Origin of the sequence: Aureimonas sp. ME7 (assembly GCF_903970965.1) — a bacterium.
Lineage (GTDB): Bacteria > Pseudomonadota > Alphaproteobacteria > Rhizobiales > Rhizobiaceae > Aureimonas.
In genome coordinates this window covers 116579-141093 of sequence record NZ_CAJCKW010000001.1, presented here as the reverse complement: position 1 = coordinate 141093, position 24515 = coordinate 116579, and the positions used below count along the sequence as shown (strand labels likewise).

The window sequence follows — 24515 nt, the reverse complement described above, 5'->3', positions numbered from 1 at the left end:
GATAGCGCTTGAGTTCATCGAAGAATTCGATGAACTTCTCACCCATGCGCACGAGCTACCAGCCGACGATCTCCGAACTCCAAGCCTTCGTCGCCTGCATGGAAAAGGGCTCGGTGACGAGCGCCGCCGAGGCGCTGGCCCTGACGCAGAGCACGGTCAGCCGCTCGCTCGCCCTCCTGGAGGAGAAGCTCGGCGTTTCCCTCTTCCATCGCGTTCGCAAGCGCCTCGTCCCGTCCGACGCCGGCCGGTTGTTCGCGACCGACGCCAGGGCGATCCTGCGCCATCTGGACGAAGCGACTGTGAAGACCATGGCGTTCGGCGGGCGCACGGAGATCCTGAACCTTGCCGTCCTGCCGACCTTCGCCTCGCGCTGGCTGGTGCCGCGCCTCCAGGCCTTTTCCAGCCTCGAGCCCGCGATCAGCCTCAACATCGCCGCCCGGCTCGTGTTCGGGGGAGTGGAAACCGACGGGTTCGACGCCGCCATCCGGCGCACCGACCAGCGCCCCGCCGGCTTCGGATCGCTCGCGCTGGAGGACGACCGGCTCCTCGCCGTCGCCAGCCCTCGCCTGATAGAGGAGGACACGCTTTCCGACGCGAGCGCGCTCTTACGCCTTCCCCTTCTCCAGCAGGCGACGCGCCCGACCCTGTGGCTGGAATGGTTTCGGGAAGCAGGCATCGACGCGCGCGACATCCTGCGCGGGCACCGCTTCGACCAGTTCGCGACCGTGGTGGAAGGGGCGCTCGCCGGGCTCGGCGTCGCGCTGGTGCCCGACTTCGCAGTCCGGCGCGAGCTGGAGGCCGGGCTCCTCACCTTGGCGTCGCCCCGCGTCATGCGCCTCGCCGCCCCCTATACGCTGGTCTACCCCGACCGCAGCACGGAGCGCCCCGCCTTCGCGCGGTTCCGGAGCTGGCTGGAGGAGAGCGTGAAGGGCGCGCGCTGAACGATCGGGACTGGCCGGATCGCCCGATCGACCTACAACCGGGAATTGGATCGGCTTGGGGTTCGGACCCCGGTTCCGCCCGCCGCGCCTCGAACGGAGCGTCCCCGCATGCCGACGAAGCTTTTCGCTGCCGTCATGATTCTCGCCATCGTGGCGGCCGGCGCCCTGCGCTTGTCGCCCTGGTTCGCGCCTTCAGCCGCCGTCTTCATGACGATCGCCTATGTCTGGCAGAAGCGGGGCCTGTGGCGCGCCTCCTTGAGCCTCCACGGCGGGGCGAAGACCGCGCTCGGCCTGCCCGTCACCTATCTGATACAGCTTCTCGTCACCGGCGTCTTCTTCCTCATCCCCTTCGGCATCTCCGCCGCGATCACCGGCGAGGGCGCGGCCGATGCGTTCGGCACACGCGAGCTGATCGCGCTCGGGCTCGCCGGCGCCGGGTGCCTCGGCGCGATCCTCGCCGACCGCGCCCGACCGCCCGAGCCGGAGGAAAGCGGCTACGAGGATCTTCTCGACCGCGCGCTGGAACTCGGCCTCCAACCCGTTGCCATGCCGGCGGACATCTTCGCGCTCGCCCGAGACTTCGCCGATCGGCCGGACAAGGACCTGACGCTCGCCATCCTCGAATCGACCATCCTCTCGGACGAAAGCCCCTTCGTGCGCCGCGTCGCCCAAACGGCGATCCGCTTCATGGAACAGCCGGCGAGCGACAGCGCCGATGTCCATGCCATGGTGATGCGAGGGCTCGCCGACGACAGCGCCTGGGTGCGCTATGACGCGGTCTGGGCCGGCGACAAGCTCGGGTTCGCCGACGCCCCCTTCCGCGAGCGCCTCGAAGCGATCGCGGACGGGCTGGCCGCCCCGCCGGAGGACGCCCGTCCCGAGGGCGCGGAGGAGAACGCGCGCTTTCGCGCCGCCCGGCTCCTCGCCGCGCTGGACGCGCGCGTCGCCTGACGCCGAGCCCATCCTTGCCTCAGCCGTTCGCCAGCGCCTTTCGCGACCGCGCGCGAGATCGCAGGATTTCGTCCAGCGCGACGGGCCGGAACGGAAAGGCGTCGACGCCGACATCGTATTGCCGCGTCATCGGCTTCAGCCTTCCGTGCGAATGGCCGTGAAGGTCGATCGCGCCCCGCCCCATGCCGTTCCAGGTGCGAAACGCATAATGGCACAGGATCAGCCGGCGCCCGTCCACCTCGATCTCGCTGTAATCACTGATGCTCGCCCAGCCGGCGAGCGAGCGCGTCGCCTCGTCGTCGTTGTTGCCGGCGATCAGGTGCTTGGTGCCGTTCAGGCGGACGAGAAGCACGTCCACCTCAGCGGGCGTCCCGCGCGCGAAGTCGCCGAGATGCCAGACCGTGTCGCTGGGGGCCACCGCCGCGTTCCAGCCCGCTACCAGCGCCTCGTCGTGGGCTGCCAAGTCGGCGAAGGGGCGGCGGTCGAGGCGCAGGACGCGCGGATCGTTGAAATGGGTGTCGGCGGTGAAGAAGATCATCCCGGCGATGATAGGGTAGCGCGCGCGTCCGGCACGCTCTCTGCAGCGGCGGCACCTTCCGCCAGAACCTCGAAGACGAGCGCCTCGCCCATCTGCGCGACGTTGAAGCGCATGAAGCGCCCGGCCTCGCCCGACACGCTGAAGACTTCGCCCGGCGCCAGAACGACGCCCCGCTCCAGCGCGGCGCGCGCCAGGCTCGCCGCCCCTCCCGGCCCCGGCACCTCGCACCACAGGGTGAAGCCGCCGCGTGGACGCAGGAACGGCCGGTAGCCAAGATTCTCCAACCGGTCGCCGATCTCGCGCCTCGCATAGGCGAGGCGGCGGCGCAGCGCCTCCATGTGCTTGCGATAGCTCCCGTCGGCAAGGACAGAGTGCACGATTTCGGCTGCCATCGGAGCGAGCCCCCCGAAGCTCGTGGCGACCTGGATGTCGATCAGCCCCTCGATCCAGTCGCGCCGAGCCGCGACATAGCCGCAGCGCACCGACGCCGACAGCGTCTTGGAAAACGAGCCGATGCGAACCGCGCGCTGCGACCCGCCCAGAACCGCCAGCCGGACGGAGGGCTCGGGCTCGAAGTCCGCGAAGACCTCGTCCTCCACCACCGTGATGTCGTGACGGGCGCAAAGAACGAGGACGCGATGGGCGACGGGGGCAATGAGCGTCGCGCCCGTCGGATTGTGGAGGGCGGAATTCGTCAGGTAGAGCCTTGGACGGTGCGCGGCCGCGATCTCGGCGAAGCGGTCCGTGTCGGGCCCCGCGGCGGTCATCGGCACGCCCACCACCGCCACCCGGTGCGCGGCGAGGATCGCGCGGAAGTTGAAGTAGCAGGGATCGTCCACCAGCACCGTGTCGCCGGGGCGAAGGAGAAGCCGGCAGACGAGATCGAGGCTCTGCGTGCCCGACCCGGTCAGGAGGATGTCGTCCGGCCCGGCATTCAGCCCCTCGGCGGCGAAACGGCGGGCGAGATGGGCGCGAAGGCGCAGGCACCCTCGCACCGGCCCGTAGTCCGTCAACACGGCATCCGGCGCGCGGGAGAGGGAGCGTGCCGCGCGGCGCAGCGCGCCCACCGGCATCCAGTCCGGCGGCAGCCAGCCGCAACCCGGCCGCGCGATCTCCGGCCCGGCGTCCAGCGACTGGCGCGACACCCAGAACGGGTCGATCGCACGCTCGACCGGGTCCGGCGCGGTCGCCAGCACGAGCGGCACCGCCGCGTCCGAAACGAAGAAGCCGGAGCCCGGCCGCGCCCGGATCAGTCCCTCTGCGGCCAGCCGGTCGTAGGCTTCCACCACGGTCGAGGGCGAAACGCGCATCGCGGCGGCGAGCCCTCGGATCGACGGCAGCCGATCGCCGCTCAGGAGCGCGCGCGTGGCGATGCGCCGCCGGATCGCGTCCATCACCGCGCCCGTGCGCGTGGCAGGACCGGCCCCTTCCCGCTCCAATCTCCCCTCCTCCGTTCGTCCGCGTATGGGCGGATCGACCCATACGGTTCGGCTCGATCGTACCGAACCGTTTCTGGCCGATCCCGCGCGCGATGGCTAGACCCGCCCCGGCGCTTCAGCGAAACGGGGACGAGCCATGGAACGAGGGGGATCGACGAGGGGATGGGGCAGCGGGCTCCTGGGCGTCGTGATCTTCAGCGGCTCGCTGCCGGCCACGCGCCTCGCGCTCGCCGGCTTCTCGCCCTTGTTCCTGACGGGCGCCCGGGCGGTGATCGCTGCGCTGGTCGGCGCGGGGCTCATCGCGATGCTGGGCGAGCGCCGGCCGGGGCGCTCCGACCTCGCCCCGCTCCTAGGCGTGGCGCTCGGCGTCGTGGTCGGCTTTCCGCTTCTGAGCGCGCTGGCGCTCGAGCACATTCCGGCCGGCCGCTCGATCGTCTTCGTGGGGCTCCTGCCGCTGGCGACGGCACTCCTGGCGACCGTGCGCGGGGCCGAGCGGCCGGGTGCCCCGTTCTGGCTCTTCGCGGGTCTGGGCGCCCTCGTCGTGTCCGGCTTCGCGCTGGCCGGCGGGGGGCCGGGCACCCTGCGGGGCGACGCGCTCATGGCGGCGGCGGTTCTCGCGTGCGGCTACGGCTACGGGGAAGGCGCCGCCCTGTCGCGGCGCCTCGGCGGCTGGCAGGTGATTTCCTGGGCCCTGGTCCTGTCCTTGCCCGCGAGCGTGCCGATCGCCATCGCGACACGGCCGGACGATTGGGCGGGGATCGGTGCCTCCGCCTGGGGCGGCCTCGCCTACGTGTCCCTGTTTTCCATGCTCCTCGGCTTCGTGTTCTGGTACCGGGGGCTTGCGCTCGGCGGCGTGGCGGGCGTCAGCCAGCTGCAGCTCCTCCAGCCCTTCTTCGGCCTCGGGCTCGCCGCGCTCGTGCTCGGCGAGCCGATCGCCCCCGCCATGGTCGCGGCGGCGCTCGGCGTGGTCGCCTGCGTCGCCGGCGCCCGGCGCTTCAGCTGAAAACGAAGCGAGGCACTCGCATGAGGTGAAAAAGCCTGCGACGATACGCGTCGGTCGAACACGGGATTAACGCTTGCAACGCAAGATGGAAGGAGTTGCCGAAAGTATCGACCCAGCCCATGGCATCCTCGCTCGTGTTTCTCGTCCCATCCACCGCAGCCGACTTTCTCTGGGTCGCGCTCGTCATCTGCCTGATCGGCGGCTGGCTGACGGCGACCCTTCTCGCCCGTCCCGTGCGCGGACGCGCGTCGACCCGCAGCCTCGTCTGGATCGGAGGCAGCGCGACGGTGGCCAGCCTCACCGTCTGGACCACGCATTACGTCGCCATTCTCGGCTTCCGGCCGGACATCGTCTTCGACTACGACTCGAAGACGATCGCAGCCTCCGCCGGGCTGGCCCTTCTTCTGGTCGGTCTGCCGCTCGCCCTTTCGGCCCGCGTGGAGCGCCCCCTCGGGCGGCTCGCGCTCGGCGCGGCGGCGGGCCTCGGCATCGCAGGGGTCCATCATATGGGCATGACAGCGCTCCAGGGATGCCTGATCCGGCCGGCGTTCGGGCCGGCCGCGATGGGCGCGGCGATCGGCGCCGCGAGCCTGATGCTGGCGCGGACCCATCCCGCCTGCCGGGGCTCGGTCACGACGAACTGGATCCTGTTCGTGGCGGCCGTTTCGAGCGCGCATTTCGTGTCGTCCATGGGAACCGAGATCACCCTTCTGGGCGCGGCGCCTGCCGACCCGCGCGAGAAGGGGGTCCTGATGCAGGTGATCCTGGCCACCGCCACCGTTCTCCTGGTGGCCACGCTCGCGGCCGTGCGCGCCGCGCGCCGTTTCGAGGCGCAGGAGCGCGCCCATTCGGCCGTGCTCGCCACCGCGCTCGACAACATGTCGAACGGGCTCCTGTGCTTCGACGCTGGAGGCCGCCTGCAGCTCTTCAACCGTCGCTATCTCGAACTCTACCGCCTGTCGCCCGGCACGATCGCGGCGGGCATGACGCCCGATGCGATGATCGCCGCCTTCGGCCGGAAGCTCGGCTGGCCGCCGGAGCGCGAAGCGCTGGCGCTGGCCCGCTTCCGCGAATGGGTCGACCCCCGGCACGAGCGGAGCTTCGACTACGCCCCGGACGAAGCGCGCGTCTTTCGCGTCGAGGTCCGCGCCGCGGGCGCGGACGGCACCGTCATCACCTTCGACGACGTGACGCGCGAGCGCGAAGCCCGCCACCGCGCCGAGGAGATGGCCCTCGTGGATCCGCTCACGAGGCTCGGCAACCGGCGCGCCTTCCAAGGGCGACTGGAGGACGGCTTCGCCCGCTCGGCCGATTTCACGCTGCTCCTGATCGATCTCGACCGCTTCAAGGCGATCAACGACAGCCACGGCCACGCGACGGGCGACCGGCTCCTCCTGGCGATGGCCGAGCGCGTCGGCGGCCTGATCGGCCCTGCAAGCTTTGCCGCGCGGCTGGGCGGCGACGAGCTGGCCGTGATCGTTCGCGGCGACGAGCGGCGGACGGACGAGCTGGCCGAGGCCATCCTCCGAGCCGCCGCCGAGCCGTTTCATCTCGGCGACGTCACCGTCTCGGTCAGCTGCAGCATCGGCCTTTGCGCGGCGCAGGGCGCGCGCGACACGACGCAGCTCCTCCAGATGGCCGACATCGCGCTCTATACGTCGAAGCACGAGGGGCGCGGGCGAGCCACGTTCTACCGCCCCGGCATGCTGGAAGCCGTGGCCGAGAACCAGACGATCGAGGCGGATCTGCGCACGGCGCTGGAGGCGGGCGAATTCCACCTCGCCTATCAGCCGATCCTGAACTTGTCCGAGGACCGGATCGTCGGTTTCGAAGCGCTGCTGCGCTGGGACCATCCCACGCGCGGAAACGTGTCCCCCGCCCGCTTCATCCCGATCGCGGAGGAAAGCGGGCAGATCGTGCCGATCGGGCGCTGGATCCTGGAGGAAGCCTGCCGGGAGGCGGCGCGCTGGGGCGAGGACACCTATGTCGCGGTCAACGTCTCGCCCGTGCAGCTGTCCTCGCCGCGTCTCCTCGGCGATCTCACCCGCGCGCTCGCCGCAAGCGGCCTGCCGCCCTACCGGCTGGAGATCGAACTGACCGAAACCGCGATCGTCGAAGACGGCGCGCGCATCGCCGACGTGCTTCGCTCGGTCGCCGCGCTCGGCGTGAAGATCGCGATGGACGATTTCGGCACGGGCTATTCCTCGCTCGGGCACCTGCGCGAATTCCCGCTGGACCGTCTCAAGATCGACCGCTCCTTCGTCATGGACGCGCATGCCGACGAACGGTCCAAAAGCCTGCTCGCGGCGATCATCCAGATCGGCAACACGATGAACATCGCCACCACGGCGGAGGGCGTCGAAACGCCCGAGCAGTTCGAGACGCTGCGCGGCCTCGGCTGCACCGACATCCAGGGCTATCTCGTCGGCCGGCCGCAGACCCGGCCGAGCTTCGCCTGGGAGCCCCGGCGCGAGCGCGTTCTCCAGGCCGTCTGAGAGGGGCGCCGAGCGCCCCGTAGGCCTTGTCGCGCCGCGCCCCGGCATGGCAGGGAAGATCCAAAGCCCACCCCGAGCCGCGAAGAGAGCCATGCAACAGTTCGTCCTGACCGTTTCCTGCCCCACGACGCGCGGGATCGTCGCCGCGATCTCGACCTATCTGGCGGATCGGGGTTGCAACATCGTGGATTCGGCGCAGTACGACGATCTCGAAACCGGGCGCTTCTTCATGCGCGTCGGCTTCCGGTCGGAAGAAGGCGTGGGCCTCGAGGCCCTTCGGCGCGATTTCGCCCCGATCGCCGCGCCCTTTTCCATGGCCCACGAGTTCTTCGACGCGAGCGCGCGCATGAAGGTGCTCCTGATGGTGTCGCGCTTCGGCCATTGCCTCAACGACATCCTCTACCGCTGGCGCATCGGGGCGCTGCCGATCGAGATCGTGGGCGTCGTGTCCAACCATCTCGACTACCAGAAGCTCGTGGTGAACCACGACATCCCCTTCCACCATGTGCCGGTGACCCGGGACAACAAGCCTCAGGCGGAAGCGCGGATCCTGGAGATCGCGACAAGCGCGGGTACCGAACTGATCGTGCTCGCGCGCTACATGCAGGTCCTGTCGGACGCGATGTGCAACAAGATGTCGGGGCGCATCATCAACATCCACCACTCGTTCCTGCCCTCGTTCAAGGGCGCCAACCCCTACAAACAGGCCTACGAGCGCGGCGTGAAGCTGATCGGGGCGACGGCGCACTACGTGACGGCCGACCTCGACGAAGGGCCGATCATCGAGCAGGACGTGGCGCGCGTCACCCACGCCCAGTCGGCGGCGGACTACGTCACCATCGGGCGCGACGTCGAGGCGCAGGTCCTGTCGCGCGCCATCCATGCCCATATCCACCACCGCACCTTCCTGAACGGCTCCAGCACGGTGGTGTTTCCCGCCTCCCCCGGAGGCTACGCCTCCGAGCGGATGGGATAGAAACGAGGCCGGCCGTCAGCCGATGCTCATCAGGCTGGCATTGCCGCCGGCCGCCGCCGTGTTGATCGAGGTCGAGACCTCCTCCAGCAGCCAGTTCAGGCAATAAGGCGACGCCTCGCTCGAAAGCTCGGCCGCGCTCGCCGACTGGACGAGCACCAGCGGACCCTCGAACGCGGCGATCCGCCGGTTCGCCTCGCGCACCCGCTCGCCCTCGCCCTCCACCAGCGCACCGGCGAAGGCACCTGATACTGGCCCGAAGGACAGGCGGCCTTGCACGGAAGCCGGCAGGTCCGCCAGCGCCTCGCGCAGGACCGGCGCGGCGTCGACCACCATCGTGTTGCCCGTCGCCAGCACCGCCGCCAGCTGCCGGCGCAGCCCTTCCGCCGTTTCGGGCAGGGCGAGGATGCGCCCGCGCGGGTGAAGGGCATAGAGGTTGGTTTCGCCGACCGGGCCGGCGAGTTCTTTCGACAAACCGAGATGCGAGCGCTCGCCCTCGGCGCGCGCGCGCGCCGCCTCGGCGCTCAAACCCTTCCGCTCAAGCCAGCGCGCGTAGTCGGCGAGCGCCGGATCGGGGGAACTGGCCGGGGGCTCCAGCGCCGCCGGCGCCTGCGTGACCAGCCGGCCGAGATAGAGCGGGCCGCCGGCCTTCGGCCCGGTGCCCGACAGCCCGCGCCCGCCGAACGGCTGGACGCCGACCACAGCGCCGATGACGTTGCGGTTGACGTAGAGATTGCCGGCCGCGATCCGGCCGGTGACACGCGCGATCGTCTCGTCGAGACGCGTGTGGAGGCCGAAGGTCAGCCCGTAGCCCGACGCGTTGATTTCATCGACCAGCCGGTCCATCTCGCCTTGGCGGAAGCGCACGACGTGGAGCACCGGCCCGAACACCTCGCGCTCGAGATCGCCGAGCGAGCCGATCTCGACGATCGTCGGGGCGACGAACGTGCCTTCGGCGGTTTCCGCCGGCAGCTCGATCCGCTCGACGCGCCGCCCGAGCCCGCGCATGCGCTCGACATGCGCCTCGATGCCCGCCTTGGCCTCGGCCGAGATGACCGGGCCGATATCGACGGCCAAGCGGTCGGTTCGCCCGATGGCAAGCTCCCGGAGCGCCCCTTTCAGCATCAGGAGGATGCGCTCGGCGACGTCCTCCTGCAGGCAGAGGACGCGCAGCGCCGAACAGCGCTGGCCGGCCGAATCGAAGGCGGACGCGATCACGTCGCCGACCACCTGCTCGGCAAGCGCGGAGGAATCGACGATCATCGCGTTCTGCCCGCCGGTTTCCGCGATCAGCGGGATCGGCTTGGCCGCCGCGGACAGGCGCTCGGCCAGCTGCCCCTGAATCGCCTTGGCGACCTCGGTCGAGCCGGTGAACATCACCCCGGTCGTCTCGGCGACGGCCACCAGCGCGGCGCCGAGGCGCCCGTCGCCCGGCGCGAACTGCAAGGCGCCGGCGGGCACGCCCGCCTCGTGCAGGATGCGCACGGCCTCATGCGCGATGAGCGGCGTTTCCTCGGCGGGCTTGGCCACCACCGGATTGCCCGCGACGAGCGCGGCGGCGACCTGACCGGTGAAGATGGCGAGCGGGAAGTTCCACGGGCTGATGCAGACCACGGGCCCGAGCGGGGCCTGCGCCGGGCCCAGCGTGCGCCGCGCCTCGGCCGCGTAGTAGCGCAGGAAGTCGATCGCCTCACGCACCTCGCCGACCGCATTGGCCGCCGACTTGCCGGCTTCCCGCATCACGACCCCCATCAGGGCGGGCATGCGCTCCTGCATCCGGTCGGCCGCCCGCTCCAGGCACGCGGCGCGCTTGGGGGGCGCAACGGCGCCCCAGGCGGGGGCGGCCTGGCGCGCGGCGACGAGGATCGCGGCAGCGCTTCCGGCGTCCAGTTCGAACACCTCGCCCACCGCGTCGCGATGATCGGCAGGGTTCAGGATCGCGCGCCGCGCGCCCTCCCCTTCGCCACTCACCAGAAGGGGGCGCGCGCTCAGGAAGGTCGCGGCGCTTGTTTGAAGCTCGGTGCCGAGCGCGTCCAGTATCCTCTCGTTCGACAGGTCGAGCCCGGCGGAGTTCGATCGCTCGGCGCCGAACAGCGCGGCCGGCGCAGCGATGGCCGCGTGCGGCGCGCCAACGGGATCCTGGGCAGCCACGGTCTCCACCGGATCGGCCACGAGGTCGGCCACGGGGACGCCGGGGTCCGAGATGCGATTCACGAAGGAGGAGTTCGCCCCGTTCTCCAGGAGGCGACGCACGAGATAGGCGAGCAGCGTCTCGTGCGTGCCGACGGGGGCATAGATACGCACGGGGCGATCGAGCTTGGCGCGGCCGACGACCTCGTCGTAGAGCGGCTCGCCCATGCCGTGGAGGCACTGGAACTCGTAGTCGCCCGGCACGAAGCGCGGTCCGGCGAGATGGTAGATCGCCGCCAGCGTCTGCGCGTTGTGGGTGGCGAACTGTGGGAACACGGCGTCCGGCGCGGCGATGAGCTTCTTGGCACAGGCGAGATAGGCGACGTCGGTGTGGATCTTGCGGGTGTAGACGGGGAAGCCTTCGAGCCCTTCGAGCTGCGCCCGCTTGATCTCGGCGTCCCAGTAGGCGCCCTTGACGAGGCGCACCATGATGCGCCGCCCCGAGCGACGCGCGAGGTCGACGATCCAGTCGATCGCGAAGGGGCAGCGCTTGCCATAGGCCTGGACCACGAAGCCGAGACCGTTCCAGCCGGCGAGATCGGGGTCGAGCGCGAGGCTTTCCAGAAGGTCCAGCGACAGTTCCAGCCGATCGGCTTCCTCGGCGTCGATGTTGAAGCCGATGTCGTAACCCTTGGCCAGCACCGCGAGCGCCTTCATGCGCGGCAGAAGCTCCGTCATGACGCGGGCGCCTTGCGCCCGGACGTAGCGCGGATGGAGGGCGGAAAGCTTGATCGAGATGCCCGGGCCTTCCACGACGCCGCGCCCGCCCGACGCCCGGCCGATGGCGTGGATGGCGTTCTCGTAGTCGCGGTTGTAGCGAGCCGCGTCCGCGGCCGTCGTCGCCGCTTCGCCCAGCATGTCGTAGGAATAGCGGAAGCCCCGCGCTTCCAGAGGCTTGGCCCGCTCCAGCGCCTCGCCAATCGTTTCGCCGGTGACGAACTGCTCGCCCATCATGCGCATCGCCATGTCGACGCCGCGCCGGATCACAGGCTCGCCGGCGCGCGCGACAAGGCGGGTGAGCGCGGCCGACAGCGAGCGCTCCTCGACGCTCGCCGTCAGCTTGCCGGTGACGACGAGGCCCCAGGTCGCCGCGTTGACGAAGAGCGAGCGCCCGCCGCCGATATGGGAGGTCCAGTCGCCGCCGGAGATCTTGTCGCGGATCAAGGCATCGCGCGTCGCCGTGTCGGGGATGCGGAGCAGCGCTTCGGCGAGGCACATCAGCGCGACGCCCTCCTGGCTCGACAGCGAGTATTCGCGCACCAGGCCCTCGACGCCCGAACCCTTGTGCTTGGCGCGCAGGGCCTCGATCAGGCGCCGGGCCGTGTCGGCCACCGGGCCGCGTAGGGATTCGGGCAGACGCGCCGCTTCCACCAGGGGCGGCAGGCACTCGGGTTCGGGGCGGCGATAGGCTGCCGTGATCGCCCGGCGCAGGGCGCTGGGCGTCCGGATCGGCGGGGCGAAATTCTGGAACGGCGTCTCGAAATCGGCCAGCGGGGCGGGAGCGGGTTGGTGCGACATGGGCGATCCGATCGGGCGAAACGGTGCCGGTGCGAAAGAGCGCCGGCGCTCATGCCTCAATATAGGATGCCGCTTGGTGACGATCCGCCCTGTCTTGGGCCTCGAAAAGGCCGTATGAACTTATCGAAAGTTCCGAAACAGGCGAAACGCCCATGGAAATCCCCAAGACAGGCGATCTGGACGCCTTCGATCGCAAGATCCTCGAGATCCTGGGGGCCGAGGGGCGCATCTCGGTGACGGAACTCGCCGCGCGCGTCGGCCTGTCCAAGACGCCCTGCCAGAACCGCTTCCGCCGGCTCATCGAGGACGGGTTCATCGACGGGTTCAAGGCGGTGATCAATCCGTCGCGCATCGGGCTCGACCATGTGGCCTTCGCCGAGGTCAAGCTGTCCTCCACCAAGGAAGACGCGCTCTTCGCCTTCAACGCGGCGGTGAAGCGGATCCGCGAGGTGGAGGAATGCCACCTCATCGCCGGCCGCTTCGACTATCTCCTGAAGGTGCGCACCCGCGACATCCGGCGCTACCGCGAAGTCTTGGGCGAAACCATCTCCAACCTGCCCTTCGTGGCCAGCACCTCCACCAACGTCGCGATGGAGGCGATCAAGGAGAAGTAGCGGCGAGGGCGAAGGCGCCCCCGCCGCTTGGGTCCTCGCGCCGCCGCGCGTCAGCCCGTCACGGTGAAGGACACGACCATTCCGGCCATGACGTGGCCCTTGAGATTGCAGATCAGCTCGTAAGAGCCGGGCGCGAGATTGACGGTCAGCGTCCCGTCCTGGCCAGCCTTGAGGTTGGACACCTCGCCCTTGGAATCGAGCTTGGATTCGTCGACGCGGTTGGTCGCGCGATCGACCTCAAGGCGCTGACCGGCCTTGTCGACCTTGACCACCACCATCTCGTGCGGCGTGTTCTTGGCGACGTTGGCGACCTGGAACGTCACCTCGCCGGCCGGAACACTCGACTTGTCGAGCTTGATCGACATCGCCCCGCCCCGCTCGCCCAAAAGCTCGACGGAAACGGTCTCGGCGGCGAGCGCCGGATAGGCCGAAAGGAGGGCGAAGGCGGCGGCGGCGATCGGAAGGGAAAGCTGGCGCATAGATGTCCTCGGGGGAGTTGGTCCGACCGATGGCCGGGGTGGAAACGAACGTTCGATCGAAGCTGGGATGCGGACGCGGCATTCTTGAGGCATTCTCGGACGCAGGAACGCTCATTCCCCCTTCGAGGTTTCCCCGATGCCAGACGCTTCCGCGCCCAACGGCGCCGCCCCCCTACCCCTCGCACTGCGCCGCCTCCACTGGGCGAGCGCGGCGCTTCTGGTGGCGATGTTCGCTCTGGCCTGGACCTTTGAAGCGCTCGGCCCGAGCGATCTCGGCGCCGCGCTGGTGGACTGGCACCGCTCGTTCGGCCTCCTTCTCCTCGCGGTCGTCATCGCCCGCCTCGTGTGGCGGCTGACCCATAAGGTCGAGCCGATCCCGCCCGGCATACCGGCCTGGGAGCGGTGGCTGGCGGCTGCCGTCCAGGGCGCGCTCTACCTGCTCCTCGTCGCCATGCCGCTTCTCGGCTGGGCGGCGTCGGCCGCGACGGGGGACGTGGTGCGCGCCTTCGGCCTTCCCCTGCCCGAGATCCTCCCGATGGACGAGGATCTCGGCGACCGCCTGTTCCAGATCCACGGCACGCTGGCTTGGGTGCTCCTAGCGCTCGTCGCGCTGCATGTGGCAGGCGCGGTCCGGCACCATTTCGTCCACCGCGACGGGCTCCTCGCGCGCATGCGGATCGGCTGAGGCGCCGGGGCCGCGACGCGTGTCAGGCCGGAATCTGCGACACATCCTCCGGCTCCTCGGCGCGCACGCCGTTCTCGCGGTGGCGGAAGTCGGACAGCGCCTCGTACACTTTCAGCCGCGCGCGCATCACCGAGCCGAGCGGGCGATGGGCAGCCAAGCTGTGGGCCGGGCGAAACGACATGACCTCGTCGAAATAGCGCTGGCGCGCCGCCGAATACGCCTCCTGCGGCGGAACCGCGATCGTGGCGACCGAGATGAACGGCGATTCCGCTTGCGGCCATTCCACCGAGGCATCCTCGATCGGTTGCGTGCGCGAATCCGTCCAGAGCTGGACGCGCAGATCGAACCGCGTCTCGTTTTCCGCGATGAAGCGGCTCGTGGCATGGCGGAAGGCGTCCGGATCCTCGGACGTGTCGATCGTCTCGCCCGCCAGCTTTTCCTGCGCGTCGCTCGCGGGAAAGGCCGCGATCTTGGCGACATACTCTCCGTAGCGCAGCGGCGCCTGGCTGTAATAGGGCTCCGACAGGGGATGGCTGAACGGGTGGCCGAAGAAGTCGGCCTTGGGGCTTTGCGTGCCGACCGCCTGGAGCACGCGGTTGACGTTGCGCGCGATCGAGGACACCGCGCTCTTCATCGCCTCCGGCGCGCCGGCACCCGCCGCCAGCGGCTTCTCGTCGCGCAGGAAGCCGCTGGCGGTGCCGGACGGGAAGGTCGGCCCGGAGGCCAGAACGAAGTCCTGCGTCGCTTGCCCGTGCCCCGGCAGCTTCTCCCCTCGGACGCCGAACACCTTGATGGCCATGCCGCGATGGGTGGAAACGCTGTCCTTGAGCGTTTCGCCCGGCCCTTGCGCGAAGCGGATCGCGACGTCGTAAGCGCCGGGCGCGGCGAAAAGCCCTTGCGCCAGCTCGCGCGGCAGGTCGGCATGCACGGTGAGGCGTCCGACCGCGAGCGCCGAACTCTTGGCATGGCTGGCACGCACCGCGTGGCCTTCGCGCTTTTCCACCGTCTGCGACTGTCGGGTCATGCCTTCGATGATGCCGCGGATCGTTTCGACCTCGTCCGGCTCGGGCGTTTCGATCTCGGGGCGATAGGTCAGATAGGCCATGGAACCGTTCCTTTCGGGGAGCGAGCGAGGTCCGCTGTCTGGAACCGTTCGAAACGAGTGCCGGTTCATCGACTGATGGCAAAACTTCGCAAGGCACGACCGAAAGGAAGGGTTCGCCAGCAAAAAGCCCCGCTTCCCCTGGGGAAACGAGGCTTCGCGTTCGGTCTTCTCGATCGAAGGCCTATTTCGCCATGTCGGCCTGCAGCTTGTCGACATGGGTGGAATGCTCTTCCATGATCGGCACGACCTTCTCGGCATAGGCCTTGAGGTTCGGGTCGGTGCCCGACGCCGCATAGGCGCGGTGAAGGACCACCGCGTCGTTGTGGGCCAGCCGCTGCTGCGTCAGGTAGAGCTTTTCGCGCTCGGCCGCCGGCGCCTCGCCGAGCTGCTTCAGTTTGGTGGCTTCCTTGGAAGCCGGGGCCGCAGGCACGTCGACGCCGGCCTTTTGCGCGGCCGCCTTCAGGTCGGCCCCCGCCTTGGTGTGGTCGGCCACCATCTGCTCGGCGAAGGCCTTCACCTCGGCGCTTGCCGACCCGTCCTTCAGGATCATCTCGCTCGACTGGATCTCGTAGAGGCCGCCGGACGCGGCCATCTTGGCAAAATCCTGCGGCGAGGCCTGCGCGAAGGCGGCCGTGGACAACATCGTCAGCGCGGCCGCTGCCAATAGGGTCTTCATGAATCTCTCCCGGAAACGGATGCTGCCCGCCAGGGGCAGTTCGAGAGCGCAATGCCGGGATCGCTACCGGTGTTCCAGCCTCGATCGGGCGCCGGCTACCGACCGAACGCGTCCGTCTTCCATTCCCGCAAGGCCTGCAGCCCGCGCTCCGCCCAGCCGGACCCGGCCTCGGGGGCGGCGCCGGTCGTGTCCACATGGGCCACCACCGACATGCCCGGGCGCAGCCGTTCCGCCTCACCCTGGCCCCCGTCGATCGCGATGCGAACGGGCAGGCGCTGCACCACCTTGGTGAAGTTGCCGCTGGCATTGTCGGCCCGAAGCACGCTGAACTCCGAGCCCGTGGCCGGTGCGATCTCGACGACGCGGCCCCGGAACAGGCGCCTGCCGAGCGCATCCACGCTGAAGCTCGCCGGCTGCCCGACGGCGACGTAGTGCACCTGCGTTTCCTTGAAGTTCGCCACCACCCACAGCGTGTCGGGCACCAGGAACATCAGCTGCGAGCCGGCGGACACGTATTGCCCCGGGCGAACGGAGGCCTCGCTGATCTGCCCGTCGCGTGGGGCATGGACCACCGTGTTGCCGAAGTTGATGCGGGCGAGATCGATCTGCGCCTGCGCGGATTGGACGCTGGCTTCCAGCCCCTTTCGCGACACCTCCGTCGAGCGGAGCACCTCCCTTGCGATGGACACGGCCGCGTCCGCCGAGGCGATGCCGGCCTCGGCGGTGCGCAAGGTCGCCACGACCTGGTCGGTTTCCGACTGGGGCTTCAACCCGTCGCGTGACAGGGCGCCCGCGCGCGCGGCATCGGCCTTGGCGCGCTCCAGCTCGGCGCCGGCCTGGGCGCGCGCGGCCTGCTTGGCGACGATCTCGGCCCGGTTCTGCGCCACGGTCTGCCGGTTGTTGTCGAGCGCGGCCTCGGCCTGGGCGAAGGCGGCTTCCGCCTGAGCCACGGCCTGCGCATAGATCCGGTCGTCGATCTTCACCAAGGGGTCGCCCGCCTTCACATGGGCGAAGTCGCGCACCAGGACGTCGGTGACATAGCCGTTGACCTGCGGCGCGAGAACGGTGATCTGCCCGCGCACATAGGCGTTCTCGGTCGAGACCACCGGGCCGGCGAAGGGGCCGAGGCGCCAGGCGTAGAGGATGATGCCGACGGCGACCAAGGCCACCAGCGCCATCCAGAACACGGTGGCGCGCTTCGGCTTCAGCTTCTTGGGGGCCTCGACGGGCACGGCAGCGGGCGCCGAGGTGGAAGCGGGCTCCGGCGCGGGCGCGGGGGGCTCGGCCGTGCGTGCGACCACCGGCGTCGCGTCGGTGGCCAGTTCGCTGACGCGTCCCTGCATGGCCTCGCGCTCCGCCGCCTCCTGCCGCGCGGCCTCGTCGGCTTGGCTGGGTTTCGTCGGGGTCTGCATATCGTCCATGATGGGACCGGTCCTCAAGCGGGGTTCGCGCGCGCGGCCAGGCGTTCCTGGCGGCGCACGGCAAGAATGCGGAAGATCGACCAGCCGAGAAAGGCCACGGCGATCGCGGTGTTCAGGGTGACGACATCGTTGTAGGCGCGCACGTTGGCCTCGCGCGTGGCGGTCTGTGCCAGTTGCGCGCGCCCCTGCGCCGCGCGCAGCACCGGATCGGTGATCGTCGCGGCATAGATCTGGTTCTGGCGCTGCAGACGCTGGGCGACTACGGGATCGGTCGGATCGACGCCGGCCGTGATGGCGGCGGAATATTCGTGTTCGCGATACTGCTGGAACGTTCCGTAGACGGCCGGGCCGAGGAGACCGCCGAGGCTCTGCGTCAGGGAAAACAGGATCACGAAGGTGATCACGTAGTCCGCGCCCCTGGCCAGCGCGCGCGTCATTCCCGTGAGTAGGAGCGGCCCGACGAACATCCCGGCGGCGAGCGAAATGACGAACTGGCTGGCGAACAGGTCGTGCGGGCGCGTCTGGCTCGTCGCGCTCTGGTCCATCCAGCTCGCCGCGACGATCAGCACCACGGAGGCGGCGAGGAGCCACAGGATCCGCTTGGGCGAAAACAGCACCGCGGATGTCAGCGCACCCATCGCCGTTCCGGCGAGGATCACGACATAAAGCGGGCGAAGCTGGTCGGGCCCCATGCCGAGCGTGCGCAGGAGGCCCGTGGCCGCATAGGTCTGCTCCGACAGGAGAAAGCGCAGCATCAGGGCGCCGAAGGTGAAGCGCAGCACCTCGGACGCGCCGAGCCAGCGCGTCTGGATCATCGGAAAGCGCCGGTGGTGCTCCACGAAGAAGGCAGCGGCCAGAAGCAGGATGGCCGCGATCAGCGCATAGGCCATCCACGGCTGGTCCGCCCACCATTCCACCCGCCACTGCGAGAGGACCGCGGCGAGGCACGCGAAGGCGGGCGCGGCCAGCGCGAAGGTCAGGATGTCGAGCGGCTCGAAGACGCGGATGCGCATGCCCGGCGGCAGCTTCAGCACCACCACCGCCGCCATGGACAGGAGCGCCATGCCGAGCTCGAAGAGATACAGCCCACGCCAATCGGCGATGTCGAGAAGGGGCGGCGACACGATCCAGGCGATCGGGGTCGCGAGTTGGGACAGGACGAAGCCGATGCACAGCGCCGCGCCGACGAAGCGCTTCGGAAAGGCCTGGAGCGTGTAGTAGAAGCCGAGCGAACTCAAGGGCGCTGCGGCAAAGCCGCTCGCCGCGCGTGCGAAGAGCGCGGTCGCGTAGTCGTTGGCCAGGAGGTGCAGCACCGTGACGAGCACATAGGCGATGATCCCGACCTCCGCGAAGCGCCGGATGCCGAACTGCTGGCGGCATTTGAACAAGAGGAGGTTGGAGGACACGTTGACCATGAAGTAGGCGGCCGGCAGCCAGGCGCCTTCCGCCGGCGTCAGCCCGAGATCGCCCTGGATCTGCGGGAGGTTGGCGGTCACGAGCGCGTTGCCGAGCCCCCCGGTGATGCCGACGAGAAGCCCCACCGCCATATAGGCGAGCCGCACCGGCGGGCGGTGATAGGGCGTGGCCGGAGAGCCGGGAAGCGTCGGTCGCTCGTCCGGCGTCCAGTTCGGCGGCGGCTCGATATACTCGATCGACCTCATGGCATGTCGCTTCCCGTCGGGACCGGACGAGGCCGGCAGGCCCACCTGACCGCCCCGCCTTGCGTCGCGGACGCTCTCGGCATCGTCGCGCGCCGCCGCGTGGCCAGGAGCCGACACGCCGGAGCTTTCCGCTCCTATATGCCGTCCGGGCGCGCGATCGGAAGGGCGACCGACCGTTCCTCGAACGGAGACGATCCGCCGCGCGGTATCGATCGGAACCCGAGGCGCGCGATCCGTCGCGGTTGGAAAGGTTAAATTTATTTGCCCAACTTACAAATAGTTTAAAGACGCCGGTCGCTTCCTTCCCTCACAAGATGGAAGATGAACGAACCCCTTCTTCGGTCCGCAGACGATGCCCTGCCCGCCCCCGTGCTGCCGAACGGGCAGGTCGGCCTGGTGCAGCACCTTCTGTCCATCTCCAAGTCCACACGGGCCTTTCTGTCCCTTCTTCTGATGGAGCTCGACCTCCATCCCGGTCAGGACCAGCTTCTGGCCCGTGTCGAGCCGGGCGTGCCGATCAGCGTCTCGGCGCTGGCCGACCAGCTGGCCGTGCGCCCTTCCACCGTGTCCAAGATGCTGGACCGGCTGATGGAGAAGAAACTGGTGGAGCGCGCCTCGCACCGGGAAGACGCCCGGCGCACCATGGTGATGCTGACGCCCGCCGGCGAGGCGCTGCGCAGGCGCGTGACCGAGCTTTGGGACAAGCTGGAGGTAGAGCTTTCGAGCGCGGTGCCGCCCGAAAAGCGCGAGGCGCTCCTTCGCTCGCTCGGCGAGGCCGACACGCTCCTATCCGCCAAACTGCGCCGGCTGCGTTAGGCACGACGAGCGAGCCAATCTAGGCAGGCGCCGGCTTTTTGCCTATGCTAAGGGCCTTGCCGGTTGATAGAAAAGATTCTGCCTTTCCGTGACGACATCCTCCCAGTTCTCCCGCCGCACGGCCTTGAAATACGGATTGGGAGGCACGCTGGCCCTCCTGTGGGCCGAGCGCACGCGGGCGCAGGAGCCCGCTCCGGCTCCCGCCGGCGCCCCGGTACCCGCCGCTCCCACTCCGCCCCCGGCCGTGCCGCCCACCGTGGTGGATCTCAACGCCTTTTCCTTCGACGCCCTGTCGAGCGCGATGCGCGCGCGCGCCGCCCAGCCCTTCGCCGAGCCGGCGCGCGACCTGCCGCAGCCGATCGCCGATCTCGACTACGACGGATACCGGCGCATCCTCTACCGGCGCGACCAAACGGTTTGGGCCAATGAGCCGCTGAACTTCCACCTCCAGGCCTATTTTCCCGGCTTCCTCTACAAGGACACGACGCGCCTCTTCATCGGCGACGGCGCCCATTTCCAGCCGCAGATCTTCTCGGGCGCGAACTTCGAGTTCCTTGCCCCGCTCGACCCGTCCGCCTTCCAGAACCTACAGTTGCCGGGCGTCGCGGGCTTCCGCCTGAATTATCCGCTCGACCGGCCCGACCTCTACGACGAGCTCGTCTCGTTTCTGGGCGCCAGCTATTTCCGCGCGCTCGGCAAGGACAACCGCTACGGCCTGTCGGCGCGGGGCCTCGCCATCAACACGGCGACGGCCACGGCCGAGGAGTTCCCGCGCTTCACCGCCTTCTACATCGTCAAGCCGCAGCCGGGCCAGGAAACGATCCAGCTCTACGCCGAGCTGGAAGGCCCGAGCCTGGCGGGTGCCTATTCCTTCCTCCTGCGGCCGGGCGTGAAGACGCAAATCGAGGTGACCGCGCGCCTGTTCTTCCGCTCGGAAGTGGAGCGGCTCGGCGTCGCCCCGCTGACGTCGATGTATCATTTCGGCGAAAACGACCACAACGTGCGCGAGGACTTCCGGCCCGAGGTCCACGACAGCGATGGCCTGTTCATCCTGCGACCAACGGGTGAGCGCCTGTGGCGACCGCTCAAGAACCCGGACGAACTCGCCCTTTCCTATTTCGGCGAGAACTCGCCCAAGCTCTTCGGCCTTCTCCAGCGCGACCGCGACTTCTCGCACTATCAGGACGTCGAGGCCCATTACGAGCTTCGCCCCTCGCTCCTGATCGAGCCGATGGGGGACTGGGGGCGCGGCATCATCCAGCTCGTCGAGATCCCCACCGATTCGGAGGTCAACGACAACATCGTCGCCTTCTGGGTGCCGGAGGAGAAGCCGGCCGCCGGTTCGCAGTTCGAGTTCCGCTACCGCATGCACTGGGGCTTCGTCGACGAGATGGAAAGCTCGCAGGCGACAGTGGGCGCGACCTATGCCGGGCTCGGTGGCAACGGCGCGGACACGAACGAGACCAACCTGCGCCGCTTCGAGATCAACTTCGTCGGCGGCACGGCGGAAAACCTGTCGGGCGACGCGGTAGTGGTCCCCATTCTCGAGATCCCGGACACGGCGCGCCTCGTCCATAGCGGCATGAGCCGGCTGCCGGGCGGCGGCTGGCGCCTGTCGATCGAGCTCGAAAAGCTCGATGCCTCGCCGGTGGAGCTGAAGGCCAAGCTTTCCTTCAACCAGCGCATCATCTCCGAAACCTGGCTCTATCAATGGACCGGACGCCCGTGAGAGCGCCCCCCGTCGCGCCGCCGACCATGGCGCCCGCCCCCGAGCCGCACGAACGCTTCTTCGACGCGCGTCCCGCCGGCATGCTGGTGGACCGGCCCGATCTGTCGGAAGAGGATCTGCTCCTGGCGATCGCCGAGCGTCTGGTGTTCGAGGGCCGCACCGGCCCCGATCCGCAGGTCGTGATCGAGGCGGCGCGCCTCGGCAAGCGCAAGGCGCTGGCCTTCCTGCGCAAGCTCCTCCTGCCCCCGCCCCGCGCGCCCCTCACCATGCCTGTCCGCCCGATCCTGCGCGAGCACGAAGGAGGCGATCCGGCACACTGACGCCGCCCGTCGCTTCCCGCCTATCGGTTCATTCCCTCGGGAAAACACCCCCCGCGCCTTGCCCTTGCCCCATCCGGGCGAGATATGGGTCGGCAGGGACATGGGAGTGTCGCCGGCCGATTCGTTACGGCCGGCGGGCTTCGTAGCGTATCGAGCCGGAACATCCGATGGCAGCATCCATCCGCCAGCCGACCCCCGGTCGCGACCACCGGGTCGACTTCTACCGGGGGCTGGCACTCCTGATGATCTTCGTGAACCACGTTCCCGGCGTCCTGTGGGAGCGGTTCACCTCGCGCAATTTCGGCTTTTCCGATTCGGCCGAGGTGTTCGTGTTCCTGGCCGGCTTTTCCTGCGCCTTCGCCTATGGCCGCAGCTTCCTCCAGGCCTCGCCGCTGATCGCCTCGATCCGGGCGCTCCGCCGTTCGGGCGTCCTCTACCTCGTCCATATCGCGCTGACGATGATCGTCGTCAGCCTTTATGCCTTTACCGCGCTCGCCAGCGGCGACGGGCGCTATCTCATGCAGCTGGGCATCGGCTACTTCATGTCCCGGCCGGTGGACACGCTCGCCGGCATCGCCACGCTCGGCCATCAGCTCGCCTATCTCAACATCCTGCCGATGTATTCGGTGCTGCTTCTCATGGTGCCGGCCATGCTGGCGATCGTGCGCCGCTTCGGGCTGCCGGGACTGCTTCTGGTTTCGGGCGCGCTCTGGGCGCTATGCGGCATGTGGCGCTTCAACCTGCCGAACCACCCCAATCCCGGCGGCTGGCAATTCAACCCCTTCGCCTGGCAGTTCATTTTCGCCATCGGTCTGGCGGCAGGGCTCGCCAAGGCCGGGGGCCGGGCGCTGGTCGCCTATTCGCGCCCGCTCTACGTCGCGGCATCAGCCTATCTCGCGCTGTCGCTCGTCTTCGTCGCCTTTTCGCTCTGGGGCTGGGAGCGCGCGCTGCCGCTGCCCGACCTCCTGCGCGACTTCGACAAGACCTATGCCACCCTGCCGCGCCTTCTCCACGTCCTGGCGCTGGTCTACGTCTTCGCCCATGCGCCGGCCCATTCGCCGCTGCAGCGCGTCGGCCGCTTCAACCCGTTCACGCTGCTCGGCCGCCATTCGCTGCCCGTCTTCGCGACCGGCACCGTCCTGTCGCTCGCCTTCCAGATGGCGCGTCTCAACCGCGAGCCTTCGCTGGCACTCGACACCGCGCTGATCGCGCTCGGGATCGCGCTCCACTTCGCGCTCGCCCTGTTCCTGGACTGGTGGCGCGCCGTGAACCAGCCGGCACCGGCCGCCGCGGCCGTCCCCGCGCCCGCCGGCTGGAAGCCCGCGCATGCACGCACAGGCCGGGCGCAGGCCTGAAGAACGGGTGCTGCCGCAAACGGCGAAAGGCGCTTCGCGGCTCCTCGAATGCGGGCCGGACGGGGAGTTTGCGATGCAACGGGGCGGCCGGGCGGAAAGAATGCCCGAGCCCGCCCGGCCCTTGGCGCAGAAACGGGCTTCAAAACGCCGGTGCGCTCCCGAAAGCGTCAGACGCGCACGGATGGCGCCGGCCCTGCCCTTTCGGCTACAAAGAGCGGCCGGGTTATCCGGTCTGCCCGGGAGCCCGCCCTTGAAAGACGCCCAGCATCCCTTCTTCCGCCCCCTCTGGCGGCGCGTCGCCGTGGTGGCGACATGCGTGGTCTGGGCCGGGGTGGAGTTCGCGGTGGGCGATCCGATGTTCGGCGTGATGACGGGCGCCATCGGCGCCTATGGCGCCTGGGTCTTTCTTCTCAACTACAAGCCCGCCGCCCCGGACGAGGGTCCAGCGACGACGCCGGGCGAGTAGCCGTCAGGCCCGGCCGGCGACGCCCGCCTGCTCGAAGGTCGCCATGCCGTTGTGGCAGGCGACCGCCGCCTTGACGATCGCGGCCGCCAGCGCGGCGCCCGTGCCCTCGCCGAGCCGCATGCCGAGCGCCAGGACCGGCACCTTGCCCATCCGCTCCAGCGCCTGGCGATGCCCGGGCTCGGCGGAAACGTGCCCGAACAGGCAATGGTCGAGCGCTTGCGGGTCCAGCGCGTAGAGAACGGCCGCCGCGGAAGTGGCGACGAACCCGTCGACGATCACCGGTACGCGCTGGAGCCGGGCGGCGAGGATCGCGCCCGCCATCGCCGCGATCTCGCGCCCGCCGAGCCGGCGCAGCACCTCCAGCGGGTCGCCGAAATGCGGGCGATGAAGGTCGAGCGCCTGTTGGACGACGGCGATCTTGCGCTCCATGCCGGCCGCGTCCTGGCCCGTGCCGGGCCCGACCCAGTCCGCCGCCGTGCCACCGAACAGCGCCGCCAGGAGCGCTGAGGCTACCGCCGTGTTGCCGATGCCCATTTCGCCGATGCACAGGAGATCGGGCTCGCCCGCCAGGCACTCCATGCCGAAGGCCATGGTGGCGGCGCAGTCCTTTTCACCGAACGCCGCCTCCTCGGATATATCGGCCGTCGGATAGTCGAGCGCGAGGTCGAAGATCTTCAGGCCGAGGTCGAAGGTCGCGCAGATCTGGTTGATCGCCGCCCCGCCGGCCGCGAAGTTCTCCACCATCGCCTGCGTCACCGACGCGGGATAGGCCGAGACGCCCTTCTCAGCGATCCCGTGGTTGCCGGCGAACACGGCCACCACCGGCCGGTCGACCGTCGGCTTGCGCCCCTGCCAGGCCGCCATCCATTCGGCGATCTCCTCCAGCCGCCCGAGGCTGCCCGATGGCTTGGTCAGTTCCTCCTGCCGGTGGCGTGCGTCGTGCCGGGCCTTCGCGTCCGCCGCCGGCATCTGGCGAAGAAGGGCGCGGATATCGTCGAAGGGAAGGCCGGTGGCGGACATGGATGGGCGCTCCGATGGGCAATAACGAGGGTCGGCCGGGTGATAGGGGGAAAGCGGGGGCTTCGCAAATCTCCGAGCCCGCCTATGTGCTCCGAGGCACGACGCCACGCGGACGGCACC

Annotated in this window: 21 protein-coding genes; 12 read left to right on the top strand and 9 right to left on the bottom strand. The window is 69.4% G+C overall.

The features are described 5' to 3' along the window. Positions 1-29: 29 nt before the first annotated feature. A complete protein-coding gene (locus H7A85_RS00725; protein WP_244630864.1) occupies positions 30-941 on the top strand; it encodes a LysR family transcriptional regulator in 912 nt (303 codons plus the stop codon). A gap of 108 nt (positions 942-1049) precedes the next feature. Then, positions 1050-1892 carry a hypothetical protein gene (locus H7A85_RS00720; protein WP_182083970.1) on the top strand — a complete coding sequence of 281 codons (843 nt, stop codon included), beginning with the start codon at positions 1050-1052 and terminating at the stop codon, positions 1890-1892. A gap of 19 nt (positions 1893-1911) precedes the next feature. Here H7A85_RS00720 and H7A85_RS00715 read toward each other — a convergent pair whose 3' ends face one another. Beyond that, positions 1912-2430 (bottom strand): metallophosphoesterase family protein, encoded by a 519-nt coding sequence (locus tag H7A85_RS00715; protein ID WP_182083969.1) that lies wholly within the window; start codon positions 2428-2430, stop codon positions 1912-1914. Further along, positions 2427-3824 (bottom strand): PLP-dependent aminotransferase family protein, encoded by a 1398-nt coding sequence (locus H7A85_RS00710; protein ID WP_182084460.1) that lies wholly within the window; start codon positions 3822-3824, stop codon positions 2427-2429. Before H7A85_RS00710 ends, H7A85_RS00715 begins: the two co-directional genes overlap by 4 nt. 181 nt (positions 3825-4005) lie before the next feature. On the opposite strand from H7A85_RS00710, the gene H7A85_RS00705 reads away from it, so the two are divergent. From H7A85_RS00705 to purU, 3 genes are all read left to right on the top strand, one after another. Continuing rightward, positions 4006-4872, top strand: a complete 867-nt coding sequence (locus H7A85_RS00705) for a DMT family transporter (protein ID WP_182083968.1) — start codon at positions 4006-4008, stop codon at positions 4870-4872. A gap of 119 nt (positions 4873-4991) precedes the next feature. Continuing rightward, positions 4992-7367 (top strand): EAL domain-containing protein, encoded by a 2376-nt coding sequence (locus H7A85_RS00700; RefSeq protein ID WP_182083967.1) that lies wholly within the window; start codon positions 4992-4994, stop codon positions 7365-7367. 91 nt (positions 7368-7458) lie between these two features. Continuing rightward, entirely contained in the window at positions 7459-8343 is an 885-nt protein-coding gene (purU, locus tag H7A85_RS00695; protein WP_182083966.1) for a formyltetrahydrofolate deformylase, read from the top strand. 15 nt (positions 8344-8358) lie between these two features. On the opposite strand, the gene putA is transcribed toward purU, so the two are convergent. After that, on the bottom strand, positions 8359-12048 hold the full coding sequence (gene putA / locus H7A85_RS00690; RefSeq protein ID WP_182083965.1) for a trifunctional transcriptional regulator/proline dehydrogenase/L-glutamate gamma-semialdehyde dehydrogenase: 3690 nt from the start codon (positions 12046-12048) through the stop codon (positions 8359-8361). A 152-nt stretch (positions 12049-12200) separates the two neighbouring features. Here putA and H7A85_RS00685 point away from each other — a divergent pair, with 152 nt between their 5' ends. Then, positions 12201-12662 (top strand): Lrp/AsnC ligand binding domain-containing protein, encoded by a 462-nt coding sequence (locus H7A85_RS00685; RefSeq protein ID WP_182083964.1) that lies wholly within the window; start codon positions 12201-12203, stop codon positions 12660-12662. A gap of 50 nt (positions 12663-12712) precedes the next feature. On the opposite strand, the gene H7A85_RS00680 is transcribed toward H7A85_RS00685, so the two are convergent. Next, positions 12713-13141, bottom strand: a complete 429-nt coding sequence (locus tag H7A85_RS00680; RefSeq protein WP_182083963.1) for a sulfocyanin-like copper-binding protein — start codon at positions 13139-13141, stop codon at positions 12713-12715. A gap of 136 nt (positions 13142-13277) precedes the next feature. Between H7A85_RS00680 and H7A85_RS00675 the strand changes: the two genes are divergently transcribed. Further along, complete coding sequence (locus tag H7A85_RS00675) at positions 13278-13826, top strand: cytochrome b (RefSeq protein ID WP_182083962.1); 549 nt, start codon at positions 13278-13280, stop codon at positions 13824-13826. A gap of 22 nt (positions 13827-13848) precedes the next feature. Here H7A85_RS00675 and H7A85_RS00670 read toward each other — a convergent pair whose 3' ends face one another. The 4 genes from H7A85_RS00670 to H7A85_RS00655 all read right to left on the bottom strand — a co-directional run bounded on the left by H7A85_RS00670 (position 13849) and on the right by H7A85_RS00655 (position 18689). Next, positions 13849-14931 (bottom strand): catalase family protein, encoded by a 1083-nt coding sequence (locus H7A85_RS00670; RefSeq protein WP_182083961.1) that lies wholly within the window; start codon positions 14929-14931, stop codon positions 13849-13851. 181 nt (positions 14932-15112) lie between these two features. Further along, positions 15113-15607 (bottom strand): DUF4142 domain-containing protein, encoded by a 495-nt coding sequence (locus H7A85_RS00665; protein ID WP_182083960.1) that lies wholly within the window; start codon positions 15605-15607, stop codon positions 15113-15115. 95 nt (positions 15608-15702) lie between these two features. After that, positions 15703-17028 carry an HlyD family secretion protein gene (locus tag H7A85_RS00660; protein WP_244630863.1) on the bottom strand — a complete coding sequence of 442 codons (1326 nt, stop codon included), beginning with the start codon at positions 17026-17028 and terminating at the stop codon, positions 15703-15705. A 14-nt stretch (positions 17029-17042) separates the two neighbouring features. Continuing rightward, complete coding sequence (locus tag H7A85_RS00655) at positions 17043-18689, bottom strand: MFS transporter (RefSeq protein ID WP_182083959.1); 1647 nt, start codon at positions 18687-18689, stop codon at positions 17043-17045. 321 nt (positions 18690-19010) lie between these two features. Here H7A85_RS00655 and H7A85_RS00650 point away from each other — a divergent pair, with 321 nt between their 5' ends. The 5 genes from H7A85_RS00650 to H7A85_RS00630 all read left to right on the top strand — a co-directional run bounded on the left by H7A85_RS00650 (position 19011) and on the right by H7A85_RS00630 (position 23375). Continuing rightward, a complete protein-coding gene (locus H7A85_RS00650; protein ID WP_244630862.1) occupies positions 19011-19505 on the top strand; it encodes a MarR family winged helix-turn-helix transcriptional regulator in 495 nt (164 codons plus the stop codon). 88 nt (positions 19506-19593) lie between these two features. Beyond that, positions 19594-21234 carry a glucan biosynthesis protein G gene (locus H7A85_RS00645; protein WP_244630861.1) on the top strand — a complete coding sequence of 547 codons (1641 nt, stop codon included), beginning with the start codon at positions 19594-19596 and terminating at the stop codon, positions 21232-21234. Continuing rightward, positions 21231-21554: a hypothetical protein gene (locus H7A85_RS00640; RefSeq protein WP_182083958.1), complete on the top strand. Its 324-nt coding sequence runs from the start codon at positions 21231-21233 to the stop codon at positions 21552-21554. The genes H7A85_RS00645 and H7A85_RS00640 overlap by 4 nt, the downstream gene beginning before the upstream one ends. A gap of 167 nt (positions 21555-21721) precedes the next feature. Then, positions 21722-22909 (top strand): OpgC domain-containing protein, encoded by a 1188-nt coding sequence (locus H7A85_RS00635; protein ID WP_182083957.1) that lies wholly within the window; start codon positions 21722-21724, stop codon positions 22907-22909. A gap of 250 nt (positions 22910-23159) precedes the next feature. Further along, the gene (locus H7A85_RS00630; RefSeq protein WP_182083956.1) at positions 23160-23375 is read left to right on the top strand and encodes a DUF3329 domain-containing protein; all 216 of its coding nucleotides are present in this window, start codon (positions 23160-23162) and stop codon (positions 23373-23375) included. A 3-nt stretch (positions 23376-23378) separates the two neighbouring features. Here H7A85_RS00630 and cobT read toward each other — a convergent pair whose 3' ends face one another. Beyond that, positions 23379-24395 (bottom strand): nicotinate-nucleotide--dimethylbenzimidazole phosphoribosyltransferase, encoded by a 1017-nt coding sequence (cobT, locus tag H7A85_RS00625; RefSeq protein WP_182083955.1) that lies wholly within the window; start codon positions 24393-24395, stop codon positions 23379-23381. Between the last annotated feature and the right edge of the window lie 120 nt (positions 24396-24515).